At 36.9% G+C, this 17,597-nt stretch carries 19 protein-coding genes; 8 read left to right on the forward strand and 11 right to left on the reverse strand.

Annotated features, from left to right (window positions below; genetic code table 11):
* Positions 1–165: 165 nt before the first annotated feature.
* Together J7E57_RS26515 and glmM are read right to left on the reverse strand one after the other, a co-directional pair.
* On the reverse strand, positions 166–1,314 hold the full coding sequence (locus J7E57_RS26515; protein ID WP_215132485.1) for a cysteine desulfurase family protein: 1,149 nt from the start codon (positions 1,312–1,314) through the stop codon (positions 166–168).
* Between the two features lie 131 nt (positions 1,315–1,445).
* Positions 1,446–2,831: a phosphoglucosamine mutase gene (glmM, locus tag J7E57_RS26520; RefSeq protein ID WP_215132487.1), complete on the reverse strand. Its 1,386-nt coding sequence runs from the start codon at positions 2,829–2,831 to the stop codon at positions 1,446–1,448.
* Between the two features lie 272 nt (positions 2,832–3,103).
* On the opposite strand from glmM, the gene J7E57_RS26525 reads away from it, so the two are divergent.
* From J7E57_RS26525 to J7E57_RS26545, 5 genes are all read left to right on the forward strand, one after another.
* Positions 3,104–3,835, forward strand: coding sequence for a class I SAM-dependent methyltransferase (locus tag J7E57_RS26525; RefSeq protein ID WP_215132489.1), 732 nt, complete (start codon positions 3,104–3,106; stop codon positions 3,833–3,835).
* Positions 3,832–4,395 carry a phosphatase PAP2 family protein gene (locus J7E57_RS26530; RefSeq protein ID WP_215132491.1) on the forward strand — a complete coding sequence of 188 codons (564 nt, stop codon included), beginning with the start codon at positions 3,832–3,834 and terminating at the stop codon, positions 4,393–4,395. Before J7E57_RS26525 ends, J7E57_RS26530 begins: the two co-directional genes overlap by 4 nt.
* Positions 4,396–4,398: 3 nt before the next feature.
* Positions 4,399–5,115: a ZIP family metal transporter gene (locus J7E57_RS26535; RefSeq protein ID WP_215132493.1), complete on the forward strand. Its 717-nt coding sequence runs from the start codon at positions 4,399–4,401 to the stop codon at positions 5,113–5,115.
* Positions 5,116–5,265: 150 nt separating this feature from the next.
* The gene (locus tag J7E57_RS26540; protein WP_215132495.1) at positions 5,266–5,871 is read left to right on the forward strand and encodes a Uma2 family endonuclease; all 606 of its coding nucleotides are present in this window, start codon (positions 5,266–5,268) and stop codon (positions 5,869–5,871) included.
* A 70-nt stretch (positions 5,872–5,941) separates the two neighbouring features.
* Positions 5,942–6,448, forward strand: coding sequence for a Uma2 family endonuclease (locus J7E57_RS26545; protein ID WP_215132497.1), 507 nt, complete (start codon positions 5,942–5,944; stop codon positions 6,446–6,448).
* A 146-nt stretch (positions 6,449–6,594) separates the two neighbouring features.
* On the opposite strand, the gene J7E57_RS26550 is transcribed toward J7E57_RS26545, so the two are convergent.
* The 8 genes from J7E57_RS26550 to J7E57_RS26585 all read right to left on the reverse strand — a co-directional run bounded on the left by J7E57_RS26550 (position 6,595) and on the right by J7E57_RS26585 (position 12,488).
* Positions 6,595–6,741 carry a DUF5522 domain-containing protein gene (locus J7E57_RS26550; protein WP_215132499.1) on the reverse strand — a complete coding sequence of 49 codons (147 nt, stop codon included), beginning with the start codon at positions 6,739–6,741 and terminating at the stop codon, positions 6,595–6,597.
* 131 nt (positions 6,742–6,872) lie between these two features.
* Positions 6,873–7,817: an exonuclease gene (locus tag J7E57_RS26555; protein ID WP_215132501.1), complete on the reverse strand. Its 945-nt coding sequence runs from the start codon at positions 7,815–7,817 to the stop codon at positions 6,873–6,875.
* A 42-nt stretch (positions 7,818–7,859) separates the two neighbouring features.
* Entirely contained in the window at positions 7,860–8,477 is a 618-nt protein-coding gene (gene coaE, locus J7E57_RS26560; RefSeq protein WP_215132503.1) for a dephospho-CoA kinase, read from the reverse strand.
* On the reverse strand, positions 8,477–9,424 hold the full coding sequence (locus J7E57_RS26565) for a hypothetical protein (protein WP_029275984.1): 948 nt from the start codon (positions 9,422–9,424) through the stop codon (positions 8,477–8,479). Before J7E57_RS26565 ends, coaE begins: the two co-directional genes overlap by 1 nt.
* 123 nt (positions 9,425–9,547) lie before the next feature.
* Positions 9,548–9,868: a preprotein translocase subunit YajC gene (gene yajC, locus J7E57_RS26570; RefSeq protein ID WP_116253395.1), complete on the reverse strand. Its 321-nt coding sequence runs from the start codon at positions 9,866–9,868 to the stop codon at positions 9,548–9,550.
* A gap of 69 nt (positions 9,869–9,937) precedes the next feature.
* Positions 9,938–10,396 (reverse strand): DUF1573 domain-containing protein, encoded by a 459-nt coding sequence (locus J7E57_RS26575; protein WP_215132505.1) that lies wholly within the window; start codon positions 10,394–10,396, stop codon positions 9,938–9,940.
* Between the two features lie 2 nt (positions 10,397–10,398).
* Positions 10,399–11,349 (reverse strand): transcription antitermination factor NusB, encoded by a 951-nt coding sequence (gene nusB / locus J7E57_RS26580; RefSeq protein WP_215132507.1) that lies wholly within the window; start codon positions 11,347–11,349, stop codon positions 10,399–10,401.
* 50 nt (positions 11,350–11,399) lie between these two features.
* Complete coding sequence (locus J7E57_RS26585; RefSeq protein WP_029275979.1) at positions 11,400–12,488, reverse strand: Glu/Leu/Phe/Val family dehydrogenase; 1,089 nt, start codon at positions 12,486–12,488, stop codon at positions 11,400–11,402.
* Between the two features lie 526 nt (positions 12,489–13,014).
* Between J7E57_RS26585 and J7E57_RS26590 the strand changes: the two genes are divergently transcribed.
* Entirely contained in the window at positions 13,015–14,805 is a 1,791-nt protein-coding gene (locus J7E57_RS26590; RefSeq protein WP_215132509.1) for an ABC transporter ATP-binding protein, read from the forward strand.
* Between the two features lie 79 nt (positions 14,806–14,884).
* Positions 14,885–15,208, forward strand: a complete 324-nt coding sequence (locus tag J7E57_RS26595) for a DUF3276 family protein (protein WP_029275977.1) — start codon at positions 14,885–14,887, stop codon at positions 15,206–15,208.
* A 69-nt stretch (positions 15,209–15,277) separates the two neighbouring features.
* Here J7E57_RS26595 and J7E57_RS26600 read toward each other — a convergent pair whose 3' ends face one another.
* Positions 15,278–15,739 carry a hypothetical protein gene (locus J7E57_RS26600; RefSeq protein ID WP_215132511.1) on the reverse strand — a complete coding sequence of 154 codons (462 nt, stop codon included), beginning with the start codon at positions 15,737–15,739 and terminating at the stop codon, positions 15,278–15,280.
* A gap of 200 nt (positions 15,740–15,939) precedes the next feature.
* Here J7E57_RS26600 and ychF point away from each other — a divergent pair, with 200 nt between their 5' ends.
* Positions 15,940–17,040 carry a redox-regulated ATPase YchF gene (ychF, locus tag J7E57_RS26605; RefSeq protein ID WP_215132518.1) on the forward strand — a complete coding sequence of 367 codons (1,101 nt, stop codon included), beginning with the start codon at positions 15,940–15,942 and terminating at the stop codon, positions 17,038–17,040.
* The last annotated feature ends 557 nt before the right edge of the window (positions 17,041–17,597 follow it).

A 17,597-nucleotide genomic window follows, 5' to 3' on the forward strand; every position in this document is an offset into this window, starting at 1 on the left:
ACTTTTTGGGGGCAGTCCACGCAGCGGGGACTTGAAACGGAAAGCGGGGCTAACCTTAAAATGAAATGCTGTCTTTGCTTTCCAAAAAATGGACTTCAAACTATGTTTATCGCACAAAAAAAGTCCCGATTCTCACCGGGACTCTCCTATTTGGTTAATGATATTTTAAGCCAAAGCATTTTGCTTTACTACCATTTTAACTTTTTCTATTACATAATCTAACTCTTCTTTTGTAGTGTATTTGCTAAATGAAAAGCGCACCGAAGGACGGTTTGGATCGGCATTAATACCATTTAACACATGCGAACCAATATTCGAACCCGAAGAGCAGGCGCTTCCACCAGAAGCACAGATACCATTGATATCTAAATTAAACAACAACATATCGGCCATATCCATCTCTGGAAACGATACATTCAATACAGTGTACAAACTTTTATCGGCATCGGTTTCGCCATTAAAAGCAATACCCGGAATTTCGGCGATTAACTGTGCTTTCAGGTAATCTTTTAAACCCTGAATATAGGTCTGATGCTGATCCATTTCGGCATAAGCAATTTCTAAGGCCTTAGCTAAGCCCACAATACCATATACATTTTCGGTACCACCACGCATGTTGCGCTCTTGTGCCCCACCATAAATCATCGGTGGAATTTTAATGTTACTGTTTACATATAAAAAGCCAACACCTTTAGGTCCGTGGAGCTTGTGTGCTGCGCAAACTATAAAATGTGCTTTAAGCTCGCGTACGTTATGCGGGTAGTGCCCCATGGTTTGAACGGTATCGGCATGATAAATGGCATTGTATTTCTCACAGATATCGCCAACTTTAACCATATCGGTCAGTGTACCCAACTCGTTATTGGCATGCATTAACGAAACAAAACTACGCTCGTTATTTTGAAGCAGTTCTTCGAGATGATTGTAATCGACATTCCCTTTTTCGTCAATATTAACGAAACTTAATTTATCGATTTCACCATTTTTAAGCATCGTATTTAAAGTATGCTCGACGGCATGGTGCTCTATTTTCGAAGTAATGGCATGTTTAATTCCATAAGCTGAAATTCCACAACGGATGGCTGTATTATCGGCCTCGGTGCCTCCAGAAGTAAAAAACACTTCGGATGGAGATGCATTTAACAGACCAGAAACGGTTTTACGGGCTTTTTCTACCAGCGTTCTTACCTCGCGGCCAAGCGCATGAATAGCAGATGGATTACCAAAATAGTTTTCCATTACATTTGTCATTTCTGCAATTACTGCTGCATCTAAAGGCGTTGTGGCCGCATTATCTAAATAGACCCTTTTCATTTCTACGAATATTTAAAAGTTTTGTGTTGCAAAGATACCTTGCTAGTGGCAGTCTTTGTTTTAAACGTTCAGGGTTTAATCGTTTTATTAAACCCTGAACAGGTATGCTTAATCCTGAAATCCTTTAGAGATTAAAGGTGTAATATTTCTTTAATGTCAGAAATAATTTTGTTAGCCAAATTCTCGGCAATGGTTTCATTTTCTGCTTCACTGTAAATCCTGATAATCGGTTCAGTGTTCGAACGGCGCAAATGTACCCAAGTTTTATCAAATTCTATCTTCAATCCATCAATTGTACTGTATGGCTGATTTTTATACTTTTCTTCTACCTGTTTCAACAGATTATCGATATCCATTTCTGGCGTAAGGGTAATTTTGTTTTTAGAAATGTGGTATTGTGGATAGCTAGCTCTTAATACCGAGATCGATTTGCCAAATTTAGCTAAATGTGTTAAGAATAAGGCAATGCCAACCAAGGCGTCTCTTCCATAGTGCGATTCGGGATAAATAATCCCACCGTTTCCTTCGCCACCAATAATGGCATTTGTTGCCTTCATTTTGTTCACTACATTCACCTCTCCTACTGCTGATGCATTGTATTCTGCTCCTGCTTTTTCGGTCACATCGCGTAATGCACGTGTTGATGAAAGGTTTGAAACCGTATTTCCTGGTGTATTTTTCAATACATAATCGGCAACAGCAACCAAAGTATATTCTTCACCGAACATGCTACCATCTTCGTTCACAAAACATAAACGGTCAACATCCGGATCAACAACAATCCCTAAATCGGCATTTTGTTTCTGAACTTCTTTCGATATTTCGGTTAAATTTTCTGGTAGTGGTTCAGGATTGTGTGGAAAATGTCCATCTGGTGTACAATATAATTCTACCACCTTGCTCACACCCAAAGCTTTTAACAAAGCAGGGATAAAAATACCGCCGGTTGAATTTACGCAGTCGATTACGACTTTAAAATCGGCCTTTTTAATTGCCTCAACATCAACCAATGGTAATGCTAAAACTTTATCGATGTGCTTTTGAAGGTAAGTATCGTTTTTAATTACTTTACCCAATTTATCTACCTCAGCAAAATCAAAATCAGCACGCTCTGCCAAATCTAAAACTTCTTTTCCATCAGCGTCGCTAATAAATTCGCCGCTTGCATTTAGTAATTTTAAGGCATTCCATTGTTTTGGGTTATGGCTTGCGGTTAAAATGATACCACCACCTGCTTTTTCATCAGGTACAGCTACTTCTACAGTTGGCGTGGTTGATAAACCTAAATCGATTACCTCAATACCCAAGCCTTGTAAAGTTCCGATAACCAGGTTATTCACCATCTCACCCGAAATGCGGGCATCGCGACCTAAAACTATTCTTTTATTGCCTGTTTTTTGCACTACCCAGCTCCCATAAGCAGCTGTAAATTTCACAATATCAAATGGGGTTAAGCCGTCTCCAGCCCTTCCGCCAATGGTTCCTCGTATTCCTGAAATTGATTTTATTAAAGTCACTGTATATAATTTAATTGAGGCTCAAAAATAAGAAAAAAAACAAGATAGCAGCTATTTAGGAGTGTTTGTGCACTTTAATTTACATTGCTTTTATATCTATTTGCACGATCAGTTTTCTAGAATTGAGACTATGGTCAAAAACAAACGTGTGTTTAATCGGATACCGTATTCATAATATTCTTGCAACTTTATTGCATAAAAACATATTCTAACTTTACTAGCGACTGTAAAACCTTATATTTGCATCTTTTTAAGATACAAACGGCTTTTATATGCAACGCAAGTGGTTTCAATATTGGTTTAATTCGCCATATTATCATATTCTTTATCAACAACGAAATGATGCTGAAGCCGAATTTTTCATCGATAAACTTACGGAATTTTTACACCCAAGGCCCGATGCTAAAATGTTGGATATTGCCTGTGGCAAAGGCCGACATTCAATCTATTTAAACAAAAAAGGCTTCGATGTTACCGGAATAGACCTTTCGGAACAAAGTATAAAATACGCCAAGCAATTCGAAAACAATAAATTACATTTTCTTGTACACGATATGCGTAGGTTATTTTACATCAATTACTTTGATGTGGCCTTAAATCTGTTTACCAGTTTTGGTTATTTCGATACCGAAAAAGATCATGTAAATGCACTTAAAACCTTTCGAAAATGCTTAACAGCTGAGGGGATTTTGGTGCTCGATTATTTTAATACCGAAAAAATTATCCGCAACTTAAATCATTGCGAAACAAAATCGCTTGATGGCATAACTTTTAATATCACCAAAAATGTCATCGACGGAAAAATTATCAAAAAGATAAATTTCGAAGACAAACAAAAGGTATACAATTTCGAAGAACGGGTGCAGGCATTTAGTTTTGAGGATTTCCAACGCATGCTAACCAAGGCAGGGATGGTTATCGAAAAAACTTTTGGCAGTTATGGTTTAGACGATTTTGACGAAAACAGTTCAGACCGGTTAATTTTAATCTGTAAAAAAGCATGATAGAAAGCATACAGCAATTTGATGTAGAATTGTTCTTGAAAATCCATCGTGGGCTTTCAAACAGCTTTTTTGATTGGTTGATGCCTTTAATGCGTAACCGTTTCTTTTGGTCGCCCCTTTACCTTTTTATTATTGTTTTTTGTATTAAACAGTATAAAAAACAAGGTTATTACATTATAGGCATGGTTCTTTTTACCTTCGCTATGGGCGATTTAATTGCGTCGAGAGTAGTGAAGCCTTGGATAGCCCGGGTTAGGCCCTGTAATGATTTAAGTTTGGCGAACGATATTATCCACCGTGTTCCCTGTGGGAGTGGCCTGAGCTTTCCGTCTGCACATGCCACCAATCACTTTGCGATTGCCGTTTTTTTAATCTGCATTTTTTATAGCCGATGGAAACCTATTTTGCCTATCGGTATTTTCTGGGCGCTTATCATCAGTTTTGCTCAGGTATATGTTGGTGTTCATTATCCTGTTGATGTAACTACCGGTGCCTTACTGGGCATTACCATAGGGATTATCTGTTCTAGAATATTTAAAAAATTACAACCTGATTTTTAACTTATGGAAATCTGGAAACTCTGCGTACTCTTTTTCTGTGCCTTTTTAGGTGGGACAGCTATATTTTTAGTAAAGAGCGATAAATCTAAACTACTGAAACTGATTTTGTCTTTCAGTGGGGCCTATTTATTTGCCATTACAGTTTTACATTTAATTCCTGACGCTTACAGCGGCCCCGACAAATGGCAGATTGGCGTTTTTATTCTGATTGGTTTCTTATTGCAGATTTTCTTGGAGCAGTTTTCAGAAGGTGTAGAACACGGCCATATCCATAAACATCACGACGGGCATGTATTTCCCTTTGGGATTATGATCAGTTTGTGTTTGCATGCTTTTTTAGAGGGGATGCCTTTAGCAAAAGAACAGCACAATGAGCTGATTTTTGGAATTTCACTACACCACATCCCAGCTGCTTTTGCGCTGGCAAGCATATTAATGCAAAACCATTATAAGAAAAGCAGTATTATATTTTATCTGATTGTATTTGCTATCATGGCACCTCTGGGCTTTTATGTAAGTGTTGGCTTAAGCAATGGTACTATTGGCGGCATTGATGCGTATTTCAATAAAATTATGGGTATTGTGATCGGTATTTTCTTACATATTTCTACCACCATCTTATTCGAATCGAGTGCCGATCATAAAATCAATACCCGCAAAATGATTGCCGTTTTATTGGGGATTGGTGTAGCATTAATTGGTTTCTTCGCAGGGCATTAAGTCCTTAGTCTAGAGTCCTTAGTCGGCAGTCGATTAGCCAATTTAAAAGGTTAACCGATTAACCATTCACGCCATTAGCTTAGTAGCCGTTTTAAACGTTTAATCGTTTATACATTTAACTTTTGTGAATAAACATCTGTAAATTAGTATATGGATGAGATTGTAAACGAACCTGCTGTAGCTTACCAAAAAAGGCATTATACTATTGAAGAATACCTGGAGATGGAAAAAGCATCAACAGTGAAGCATGAGTATTTTCAGGGCGAGATATTTGCAATGTCAGGCGCCGGTGATAACCACAATGAGATTTTCAGTAATGTTTTTATTGCAATTGGGGACAAACTTAAAGGCACGCCCTGCAGGCCTTATGGAAGTGATAAACGAATGAATATTCCTGAGAATACTTTATTTACCTATCCTGATATTTCCATTTACTGCAATGGTCTAACGCACAGTGATGTTGATGAAGACACCTCAATTTTACCAACTGTAATCATTGAAATCCTGTCTCCCTCAACCAAAAATTATGACAGAGGGAAAAAATTTAACCTGTACAAAGATATTCCATCACTAAAAGAATACGTTATGATTGATTCAGATTCTGTATTGGTAGAGGCCTATTATATTAATGATAAACAGCATTGGGTACTCAACAAACATGAAGAGATTTCTGATACACTAAATCTCATTTCGATGGGATTCGGCGTAGCCTTAACCGATATTTATAACCATGTTTCCTTTAACGCCGTAATGTGATTCCGTTTGCAATTTCAATTGGGCAATTTTAAACAATTAACCTTTCGGACAAAATTCAACAAATTTATATATGGACGAAATTGTAAATGAACCAGCTGTAGCTTATCAAAAAAGAAGTTATACTGTTAAAGAATATCTTGAGATGGAAAAAGCATCAACAGTAAAGCACGAGTATTTCCAAGGGGAGGTATTTGCAATGTCTGGTGCCGGTGATAATCACAACGAGATTTTCAGCAATGTTTTTGGAGAAATAGTTCAAAAACTTAAAGGCAAGCCCTGCAGGCCTTATGGAAGTGATAAACGAATGAATATTCCTGAGAATACTTTATTTACCTATCCTGATATTTCCATTTACTGCAATGGTCTAACGCACAGTGATGTTGATGAAGACACCTCAATTTTACCAACTGTGACTATTGAAATCCTGTCACCTTCAACCAAAAATTACGACAAAGGGAAAAAATTTAACCTCTATAAAGATATTCCATCATTAAAAGAATACATTATGATCGATTCGGAATCTATTTCGATTGAAGCTTATTACATGAATGAAGAAAAAAACTGGGTACTCAATTAACACAAGGAAATAGCTGATAGACTAACTCTTGTTTCGATGGGCTTTGATATAGCGCTAAGCGATATTTATGATCATGTTCGCTTTAGTAAGGAGAAATGATTTTGTAGATAAAAATTGAGAAATGTAAACTGAAATTGCCAACTACATTACTTCTTTTCTTTCTTCTTCCCATAACCCCATGGGCAGTGCTTACATTTATTCTTGCAGCAATAACCACGTTTTAAATGGTAGGCTTCGGTAAAAACCATTAGTCCATCTTCGTTAAAGTAAAAATCTTCGCCTTCTTTTAACATAATTATTGAATGACAGGATTTTGAATGAGGGAATTATGGAATGATTGAATATTAAATGAGGGAATGTTTTTTAATTCGTCTTACCTTCATTACTCATTCAATCATTCTCTAATGCGATCAGTCAATCATTTTTATCCATTAAGTATTTTAACCTCGAGTTTGTTTTTAAAATAATCTTTAAGCTGTTTACCATCACCATGTAAAGTCCATACTTGTTTTGGTTTAACTTTTTCTATGGTTTCTAAAATTGCATCCCAATCAGCGTGGTCAGAAATATAAAGTGAAATCCCGTTTTGTTGTTGCAGGTTCTTCCATCCAGAGGCAAAGGCGCGTACTACATTAATCGCCTTATGGTAACTGTGAAAAACCATTGGCGGCACAATATAAACCTGGTGCTCTTGATTATTTTTCATCACCTTTCTATCGTACATTTTATAATTTCCTACTTTCATTCCGTAATCTTCGTAGATTTTAACAAAGGGCATAATACTGTGGTGAACCATAATGTTCTTCGTAGGGCAATGCGCATTGAGCAGTTGGATAATCCGCTGGCTCTTACCCAATGCATAAGCACCAAGCATGATATTCGCATTGGTTTCGTTTAGCTTTTTAATTTCATCTATTGGTGAAGGGTGTTTGGTTTCTGGATTAGCAAAGGTACTTTCCGTAATCAACACATCTGCTTCAACAAATTCGAAAGGCTCACAGGTATTATCAGGCTCAATCTTATAATCGCCAGTATAGAGGTATTTTACACCCTTATACTCCATTAAAACCTGTGCAGAGCCCAAAATATGACCCGCAGAATGGAAAGTAATGGTAATATCTTTTATTTTGAAGGGTTCGTGATAATTTTTGGTAAAAAAATCGACCGCGGCAAATTTGCGGTAACGGTGTTTCATAAAAGTTGCGGTTGCAGCAGTACAGTACACATTTTGGCTTCCTCCAATAGCATGGTCGCCATGGGCATGCGAAACTACCGCTTCTTTAACGGGCTGTTGTGGATCGAGGTAAAAATCGCCGTAAACACAGTATAAACCCGTTGGACTAATGGTAATAAAATCTTCTAAAATCATGATCAGGATGAAAGGATTTAAGGATGTAATGATTTAAGTTGATTAAGCCTTGCTATTCTTAAATTTTTCGGCCGCCTTAAGAAATTCTTGGTGTAAAGCTAAAACCTGTTCGATTATAGATTCTTGCTCATCATTTATGATAAAATGGTTGGCCATTTTCGCTTTTTCTTCGTCGCTCAACTGTTTATCCATACGTGCTTTAACCTGCTCTGCTGTTACCCCATCACGCAGCATTACCCGTTTCATTTTGGTTTCGTAAGGAGCAGTAACCAGTATTGTAGTATCGCACATTGTATAAGAGCCACTTTCGAACAACAAAGCAGCCTCTTTTAAGGTATATGATGTATTGGCAGGAATGGTTGCTTCCCAGGCATCGAATGCCCTAAAAACTGCCGGATGAACCAATGCATTTAATTTTGCAAGCTCTTCTTCGTTATTAAAAACAATGCCAGCGATATGCTTGTTATTTAGGCTTCCATCTTCGAAATAACTTTCTTTCCCGAAAGTAGATTTAATTCCCTCCACCAACAAAGCATCTTTGCACATGATTTCTTTGGCAACAGTATCGGCGTAAAACACAGGGATCCCCAATACTTCGAAAACCTTACAAACCGTTGTTTTACCACTGCCTATTCCGCCTGTTATTCCTACTTTATACATTATTTTTCTACAATGAAATCTATTTTGGATGGCATTACGCTTACCAGTTTACAATAATCAGGAAACTCGGTTATCTTCACCGTAAACTGACGGTGCTTTAAAATTTGCCATTCGTCTACATCAATGGTAGCGGTAATAAAACTTTCGTCAACCTGATCGTAATTGCTTAACGCGACTAAGAAGGTAACTTTAACTTTTTTAGGATATAGTTTAAGATTGTTATAATTCCTATTGTTTGTAATTTTTAACGGTACTTCGATAGTCTTCTCCGTAAACTCATCAACAGGTAATCTAACCTCTACAGATGAAGGATAAATACTTACATTTTTATGGATACTGTGCTGTAAGGCAATCCTGGTCGTGCTACTACTTTGTATTTTATCCTGCTTAAGTGTATCTGTAGGCCAGAACTTTATTTTGGCTAGCTCCTCTACAGGGCCCGCCACTTTAACATATTTCGGGTTGAGGATAACCTCACTAGAGATGCCATATTGCTTTTCAAAGCTCAGTTTATCGATCAGTTTTACAGGAACTTTTTTCACTACCCGTTTGGTGAAATCGAAATAAAGGGTGTCGGGTTTAACAGAAATTACCTTTTGTGTACTTTCTAACTGTCTGTTGATATTGAAAAGCTGATCGGAAAAAACAATAAAATCTTTGGTATTGAGCTGACTTAAATTAACAGAAACAGAGGGTGGACTGATCCTTAAACGGGCAAACAGTAGCTGCCAACCAGTTCCTTCAACCTGTAAATCTATCGTATCAGACTGTAAGGGATAAAATGCTCTTTTGGTAGGTGTATTTTTAAAAACCAAAACGGTTTTTGCTACATAAATATATTTGTTGTTTAATGCCATAAAAAGCCATGCAGCTATAGCCAGCAGCAAGCAGGCCAATAAGCTAAACACACGTCTTTTTTCAATCTTAGTTAGTCTAATAAAGGGCATAATAATAAATTAAATATTAGCTGTAAGCTGGAAAAACATTATCCAAAATGCATTTAATCAAATGTAGTAAAACAAAAACAGTCCCGAAAATTTTCGGGACTGCGCTTAAATTTTATTAATTTATTAGGCTTTAGGCGCTACAACTGCTTTGGTTGCATCTAAAGAAACTGCTGATTTATCGAAACGGATCTTTACACCACCTTCAACCTCAATTAAAAAAGTTGTTTCATTCATGTCGGCAATACGACCGTGAATACCCGCGGTAGTTACGATTTTATCTCCTTTTTTCAATTCTGCAACCAATTTTTTATGGTCTTTAGCTTTTTTAACTTGCGGGCGGATCATGAAAAAGTAGAAAACTACCATGATGAGTACCATTGGTACGATTGTAGTTAGCATGTTACTACCACCTGCTGCTGCCTGTAATATTACTGTTGATGTCATTTCTTATTTATTTGTGTTTTTTGTGAATTTTGATCATTATGGATTATTGCCATAAACAATCGAACCAATTTATTTTTTAGCAAGCACCTCTCCTACCAAATGAACAGTAGTTACTGTTGGATTTGCATTTGACGTAACGGTTACTACCTTATCTTGCATGCCCATTTTACCTTCGCTGTTAAAAACTACGCTAATTACTCCTTCTTTACCTGGCAAAATAGGTTCGCCTGGTACCTGAGGAATAGTACAACCACATGTTGCAGTTGCATTTGAAACAATCAGCGGACTTTTACCTGTATTTTTAAGTTTGAAATCGTGCTTAACTTTTTCGCCTTGCGTTATTTTACCAAAATCGAAAATATCGCGTTCGAAAACAATAACAGGCGCATCTGCAGAAGCAACTTTAGCTGTTTTTGAAGTATCGTTGCCAACTGAAACAGCTGTTGCGGTTTCGCTGGTTTGATTGTTTGCATTACGACATGCTGCAAATGAAAGCGCAGCAATAGCCAAGATAAATATTCTTTTCATTTTTAATCTTCGATTAATCCGCGGCCGATCTTTTTAATGGTGTTGTTTTTCTTAAGATCGCCTAAAATTTTGTCTAAAATACCGTTAATAAATGAATTACTCTTCGGTGTACTGTAATCTTTTGATAACTCTAAATATTCGTTGATGGTTACTTTAACCGGAATAGATGGAAAGTTTAACAATTCGCAAATGGCCATTTTCATTAAAATGGTATCCATTAATGCAATACGTTCCGATTCCCAATTTTTGGTTCTATCGGCAATCATTTCCTGATATTTTGCATCGTTCTGCAAAGTATGTACAAAAAGATCCTGAACAAATTTGCTGTCTTCAACCCAATCTGCACTAATTTCGGTCAGTTTATTTTTAAAAGGATCTTCGAAAGTAAAGTTTTTCAAGGTTTTGGCCACCATACCTTTCATCACTTCGTGATCTACCTGCCAGTTGATAAATTTCTCTTCGAAAACCTGCAAAATGGCCTGGTTTTTTAAGATGATTTTCCTGAAAATGTATTTAATAATATCCTTTGATGATTCTAAACTTTCGTTTGGATCGGCAAGATAATCTGCATATTCTTTTGATGCTTTTAAGGAATTGTAAACTGTTTTACGGATTTCCGGATCGAAACCCCAATCTACCTTGTATTTTTTAACTGCAGATACGTACTCGGGATTCTGCTGCATTAAAACGCTAAACTTATTGTGCAGCAATTTCATGTTGGGATTAATATCCTCTGCGGTTTTAATAAACTTATTTGCGCGCTCTGCGGCGTCGTTAGCAGTAAATTCGGTAACTTCTACCATTAAAGATAACATCCAGATGTACATTTCGTACACGCTGTCGATGCTCTGCATTAAAGTTTTCAAATCACCTTTAATGTCTTTTTTGTCTGCCATGTGCCAAGCAAAAATATTTTGCAAAGCTTTGATTCTTAAGTGCCTTCTGTTTAACATGAATGTAAGAACGAGTGCGGTTTTTTAAAACCTGTTTTAATAATTATGATTTAATATGACGATTTAATTTTTTTAACATCTGCAATCCGTTTCTCGGCAATGCGATTGGCTGCAATATTTGTTGATATATTTTCGGTTTTGCTTAACTTAATTACACTTCTTGTAGCATCGTAAATATTCTCTGTAAGCTGTACAGTACGTTTTTTACCAAAACCCGTTAACTCAGAATAACAAGAAATTAATCCACCTGCATTAATTAAATAATCAGGTGCGAATAAAATCCCTTTCTTCAAAAGTAATTCGCTGTCTAAAACCTCATCTTTTAACTGATTGTTTGCTGAACCTGCAATAATTGCAAACTTCATTTTTTCGATGGTTTTGTTGTTAACGGTAGCACCCATTGCACATGGAGCATAAACATCGGCATCTGTTGTAAAAATTTTATCGGCTTCAATCGGTTTTGCTTTATATTTCCGGGCAACGTAAGTTAATTGCTCCTGGTTAATATCGCTGATCAAAACTTCGGCATTTTCTTTTCTTAACAGTGCAACCAAATGCTCGCCAACATTTCCGATACCTTGTACTACAATGGTTCTTCCGGCTAGCATATCTGTACCGAAAACCTCTTTAACACTTGCTTTAATACCTAAATAAACACCTTGCGCGGTAAAAGGAGCCGGATTACCAGCACCACCAATTGATTCGGGAACGCCAGTAACATAATTGGTTTCCATACGGATATATTCCATATCGCGTGTATTGGTACCCATTTCTTCTGCCGTAATAAATTCGCCATTTAGGTTTTTAATAAACCTACCGTAGCTACGCATTAAAGTTTCTGTTTTATCTTTCCTGGAATCGCCGATAATTACGCCTTTTCCACCACCCAGATTCAATCCAGTTATCGCTGCCTTGTAAGTCATTCCACGCGATAAACGCAGTGCATCTTCTAAAGCTTCGCCTTCTGTACTATAACTCCACATACGTGTTCCGCCTAAAGCAGGGCCCAATGTGGTATCGTGTATAGCAATAATTGCTTTTAAACCTGTATCTGGATCGTTGCAAAAAACCAACTTTTTATGGCCATAGACACTTAATTGATCTAAAATTGAAAAATCTGACGGAGAATTTGCTGGCATATTGAACGTTCGGCTAACCTGCTGCAAAATTAAAATAAAAAACCATTATTACACGTATTTAACGAAACTATAACAAAATTAATTCGGTTGTAGCTAAATTAATAAACATTTGAGATTTTTAAAACGTTATAGGATTATAATAAATGATTAAAAAAACGCGGTTAAATTCACTAATGTTTGGTTTGTGAGGATACGAACCAAGGCGTAAGAAGCGAATGAGCTAAACATCCAATGCTTTTCAATTTCTATAATTAAACTGACAAGAGATTTCGTTTAACCAAGCCCTACTGCCATAGTTAAATAAACCTGATAGCAATGTAAAGCCCGATCCTTCAATCGGCTTGAAATGGATAGCAGGGCTACTATAGCGATGAAAGGCAGAACCGCTCGTTTTCAAAAAGCAAACATATTTAAAAGCAAGCCCTACAAATAACATTTTGCGCCAACAATGTCATTAATTTTTAACTTAGACCAGAATAGATAAATATGCATCATGAAATAACAAAATTAGCTAAGTTTGTATGGAATGAAACATTTAAGCCGATTAAACAAATACTTTCTTAAATACAAATGGTGGATTATACCCGGAAGTATTTTCGTGGTAATTTCTAATATTTTTGGTGTAGTGCCAGCCCAGGTAATTGGTTATGCAGTTGACCTGATTACCGAAAACATTCAGGTATTTAATCTCTTTTACGGTTTCGATCGCCAGGCTATAATTTACGATATATTTAGTAGCAATCTTCTATTTTTCGGCTTGTTGGTTATTGCTCTTTATTTATTGCGTGGATTGTTCCTATTCTTTATGCGCCAAACCATTATTTTAATGTCGCGGCATATAGAGTTCGATATGAAAAACGATATCTACCAACATTATCAGGAGCTTAGCCTGGGTTTTTACCGCCGGAATAACACTGGCGACTTAATGAACCGTGCCACAGAAGATGTTAACCGGGTAAGGATGTACGTTGGTCCGGCGATTATGTACACGATTAATACTTTTGTGCTATCGGTACTAATTATCTGGTCGATGTTTGATGTAAATGCAAAACTGGCTATCTATTGCTTATTGCCCCTTCCCTTCCTTGTAATCATTATCTATTATGTAAATACCCTGATCTTCAAAAAAAGTGGGAAGATACAGGAACGTTTGTCAGATCTTTCTAGTTTTGTGCAGGAGCGTTTTTCGGGGATCAGGATCATTAAATCATATGTTCGTGAAGATTATACCCGAAACATGTTCTCCATCCAGAGCAACGATTATAAAAAAGACTCGATGAGCCTGGTTAAAGTATCGGCCTTGTTTTACCCTACTATGCTTTTATTAATTGGCCTGAGTACCATTTTAACCATATACATCGGCGGTATCCAGGTGATGAATGGCAGTATCACCGCAGGGAATATTGCCGAATTTATCATTTACATCAACCAGTTAACCTTTCCGGTAACCATGCTGGGCTGGGTTACTTCTTTAATTCAGCGGGCTGCTGCATCGCAAAAAAGGATAAATGAATTTTTAGATATCCCATCTGATATCCAATCGAAAGAAACTGCTGAAATTGAGCTAAATGGCAATATCAAGTTCGACCAGGTAAGTTTTACCTACCCAGATACAGGGATTGAAGCCTTAAAAGATGTGAGTTTTGAGATTAATAGTGGCGAATTTGTAGCCATAATCGGAAAAACGGGCTCCGGAAAATCGACATTGGCCAATCTGATTATGCGCATGTACGATGTAGAAAATGGTGCTATTGATATTGATGGAAAAAAAATTAAAACCTTAAATCTAAAAGATTACCGTAGCCAGATTGGCTTTGTACCACAAGAGGTTTTCTTATTTTCTGATACGATAAAGAATAATATTGCCTTTGGTTTAGACCAGGTTACGGATGAAGAGGTGCATACTGCTGCTAAAAACGCTTCGGTTTACGCCAATATTATCGATTTTGAAGAAAAATTCGAAACCATGCTGGGCGAACGTGGAATAACCCTCTCTGGAGGTCAAAAACAACGCGTCTCTATCGCCAGAGCATTGATTAAATCACCTAAGATTTTAATATTCGATGATTGTCTTTCGGCGGTTGACACTAAAACCGAGGAGGAAATACTACAAAATCTTGGTAAAATTATGGCTGGAAAAACAAGTATTTTAATTGCCCACAGGATTTCTACCATTAAAAATGCGGATAAGATTTTGGTGCTGGATAATGGCAAAATCATTGAACAAGGCACACACAATGAATTACTTAGTTTAAATGGCAGCTATACCGAGCTTTATAACCACCAACTTTTGGAGGAGGAAACCCGAACTATTTAAAATGTATTAAAATTGTATTTTGAACTTTAAATATTTGCTTTATATTTACCGAAACCAAAAACCAACATCAATACCAACCATGGGAGAATTCGACAACAAGGAAAGAGAAGAAGTTTTTTCAAAGAAAGTAAGAGCAGGTAAGAGAACTTATTTCTTCGACGTGAAGGCTACTAGATCAGGTGATTATTATTTAACAGTTACCGAGAGTAAGAAAAGATTAGAAGACGGTGTGTTTGTAAAACATAAAATCTTTTTATACAAAGAAGATTTCGAAAAATTTGCAGAAGGACTAAATGAAACTGTTGATTACATCAAAACTCACCAAGATGTGGTTGAAAAACGTTATGAATATTCTGAAAATGGAGAACATAGCACTAAAGCAAGCGACGATTTTACTTTTTAAGTAATATAATTTCAATAAAAAAGCCTCCTGATTTTAAAAATCGGGAGGCTTTTTCGTGTGCGTAATATTTTATTTTATGCCTCCGCCTGAGAGTACTGCCAATAGCAAAAGAAAATAACTGGCTATTAATACGATGGTAATTACACCCCAAAATTTAAAGAGCGATTTTACATGAGCAATGGCATCATTTAAATTTTCCTGATCGCCGAACAAAACCCCTTGTTTAACTTTGGCCGAAAAGCGCAGCAGCAATAAACTTGGGTAAAAAAAGAACAAAGCCAACAGCAGGTAAAATATGGTGATGCCTGTTGCACCAATACCGCCCAATGGCCCCAATTGATTGAGCATCCCTGGATTAGCCGTTACCGCAGCCCCTATTCCAAATGAACCCAGGGTTAAAAATGCCGAGATAACAAAACCCACAACTGATAAAAATCTTGCCCATTTACTCATATCGTAAAAATAGCTCCGCATTTCTTCGCTAACAACCAATTTTACTTCCTGGGGCACTTCATTTTCAAAATCTTCCATTTATCACTATCTATTTTGGGCTAAACTTAGATAAAATATAGATTTGATACAATAGCAAGGGTTTAAATAAAGGTTTTAAAAGCTTATCTTTGCGCGGTTTTAGCGGAGGCAGGAGATGGAAAATCTAGAGTGGATGAGGTGAGATATAGGGCGATTACCGACTAAAGACTGTGGACTAAAGACTTAAAGACTAATAAATAATGGCATTACAATGTGGTATAGTTGGTTTACCAAATGTTGGGAAATCGACTCTTTTTAACTGTTTATCAAATGCAAAGGCGCAGGCAGCAAACTTTCCCTTTTGTACTATTGAGCCCAATATTGGCGTAATTACAGTACCTGATGATAGATTAACCAAACTGGCCGAGTTGGTTAAGCCAAACAAAGTACAACCGAATACCATCGAGATTGTAGATATTGCGGGTTTGGTAAAAGGAGCATCGAAAGGTGAAGGCCTGGGAAACCAGTTTTTAGGAAATATCCGTGCTACCAATGCAATTATTCATGTTTTACGTTGTTTTGATGACGGAAATGTAATTCACGTGGATGGTTCTGTTGATCCGATCCGTGACCGTGAAATTATTGATACTGAGCTACAGCTTAAAGATTTGGATACCGTTGATAAACGTATTCAAAAAGTTGAAAAAATGGCTAAAACAGGTGGCGATAAAGATGCTAAACGTACCTATGAAATTTTAACGGTGGTTAAAGCACATTTAGAAGCTGGCAAATCTATCCGTACTGCGGCATTGGCTCAAGATGATTTCGATTTTATTGAAGATTTAGGCCTGCTTACGCAAAAACCGGTAATGTATGTTTGTAATGTTGATGAGGCATCGGTAATTAACGGCAATAAGTATGTTGATTTAGTTAAAGCTAATGTTGCTGATGAAAATGCTGAAGTTTTAGTGATCTCTGCTAAAATTGAATCGGAAATTGCTGAACTGGATAGCTACGAGGAGCGTCAGGAGTTTTTAGCTGATTTAGGCTTAACTGAATCAGGTGTAAACAAACTGATCCGTGCGGCTTATAAATTATTAAACCTTTACACTTACTTTACCGCTGGTGTACAAGAAGTTAGGGCCTGGACGATTACCAAAGGTTTTACAGCGCCACAAGCTGCCGGTGTTATCCACACTGATTTCGAAAAAGGATTTATCCGTGCTGAGGTAATCAAATACAACGATTTCGTAACCTTAGGTTCGGAAAACGCTTGTAAAGATGCTGGTAAATTGGGTGTTGAAGGAAAAACCTATGTAGTGGAAGATGGCGACATTATGCACTTTAGATTTAATGTATAATCCCTAAAGGGGATTTTAAAAAAGTATAACGATATAAAGCCACTTGAAAGAGTGGCTTTTTTGTTTGAAGACTTTTTTGCCACGGAGACACAGAAAGCACGGATACCCACTCGATTGTCATGCTGAGCGGAGTCGAAGCGTCTCGAAGTCCTTAATTAACCACAGATAATACAGATTAACACAGATAATTATTTTTGCATAATTTTTACCGTCGACATAAATTGAGATAATTATGACTAGCTCTACAACGGAGATCCTGTGATGAACCAATTCTATTTACTTTAAACCATATAAGGCATGTAAGCACATATAAGCTTAAATGAACTTATATTTCTTAAATGGTGACAACGCTAAATGTCAATGATGAAGATCCTGAAATAAATTCAGGATGACGAACGCAGGAGGAGCTACGAAAGTACGGAATTATACTGTACGTTGCATCCAGCCTTAAATAGTAGCAAGCAAACCGCCATTTAAACCCGATTGAAATGAAAAGCCCACAGCGATGGACTGCCCCCAAAAAGTTGGACAAACTTATTAATTATTTAAGACTTGTT

This window comes from Pedobacter sp. ISL-64 (genome assembly GCF_018613605.1).
In the GTDB taxonomy this organism is placed as follows: domain Bacteria; phylum Bacteroidota; class Bacteroidia; order Sphingobacteriales; family Sphingobacteriaceae; genus Pedobacter.

Bases quoted from the DNA above. Each gene is read 5' to 3' on its own strand.
- J7E57_RS26530 (WP_215132491.1), top strand. From the start codon at position 3,832: ATGATAGAAAGCATACAGCAATTTGATGTAGAATTGTTCTTGAAAATC.
- J7E57_RS26595 (WP_029275977.1), top strand. From the start codon at position 14,885: ATGGGAGAATTCGACAACAAGGAAAGAGAAGAAGTTTTTTCAAAGAAA.
- J7E57_RS26540 (WP_215132495.1), top strand. From the start codon at position 5,266: ATGGATGAGATTGTAAACGAACCTGCTGTAGCTTACCAAAAAAGGCAT.
- J7E57_RS26555 (WP_215132501.1), bottom strand. From the start codon at position 7,817: ATGATTTTAGAAGATTTTATTACCATTAGTCCAACGGGTTTATACTGT.
- nusB (WP_215132507.1), bottom strand. From the start codon at position 11,349: ATGTTAAACAGAAGGCACTTAAGAATCAAAGCTTTGCAAAATATTTTT.
- J7E57_RS26590 (WP_215132509.1), top strand. From the start codon at position 13,015: ATGAAACATTTAAGCCGATTAAACAAATACTTTCTTAAATACAAATGG.
- J7E57_RS26585 (WP_029275979.1), bottom strand. From the start codon at position 12,488: ATGCCAGCAAATTCTCCGTCAGATTTTTCAATTTTAGATCAATTAAGT.
- J7E57_RS26550 (WP_215132499.1), bottom strand. From the start codon at position 6,741: ATGTTAAAAGAAGGCGAAGATTTTTACTTTAACGAAGATGGACTAATG.
- coaE (WP_215132503.1), bottom strand. From the start codon at position 8,477: ATGTATAAAGTAGGAATAACAGGCGGAATAGGCAGTGGTAAAACAACG.
- ychF (WP_215132518.1), top strand. From the start codon at position 15,940: ATGGCATTACAATGTGGTATAGTTGGTTTACCAAATGTTGGGAAATCG.
- J7E57_RS26575 (WP_215132505.1), bottom strand. From the start codon at position 10,396: ATGAAAAGAATATTTATCTTGGCTATTGCTGCGCTTTCATTTGCAGCA.
- J7E57_RS26600 (WP_215132511.1), bottom strand. From the start codon at position 15,739: ATGGAAGATTTTGAAAATGAAGTGCCCCAGGAAGTAAAATTGGTTGTT.
- J7E57_RS26525 (WP_215132489.1), top strand. From the start codon at position 3,104: ATGCAACGCAAGTGGTTTCAATATTGGTTTAATTCGCCATATTATCAT.
- J7E57_RS26535 (WP_215132493.1), top strand. From the start codon at position 4,399: ATGGAAATCTGGAAACTCTGCGTACTCTTTTTCTGTGCCTTTTTAGGT.
- J7E57_RS26565 (WP_029275984.1), bottom strand. From the start codon at position 9,424: ATGCCCTTTATTAGACTAACTAAGATTGAAAAAAGACGTGTGTTTAGC.
- yajC (WP_116253395.1), bottom strand. From the start codon at position 9,868: ATGACATCAACAGTAATATTACAGGCAGCAGCAGGTGGTAGTAACATG.
- J7E57_RS26515 (WP_215132485.1), bottom strand. From the start codon at position 1,314: ATGAAAAGGGTCTATTTAGATAATGCGGCCACAACGCCTTTAGATGCA.
- J7E57_RS26545 (WP_215132497.1), top strand. From the start codon at position 5,942: ATGGACGAAATTGTAAATGAACCAGCTGTAGCTTATCAAAAAAGAAGT.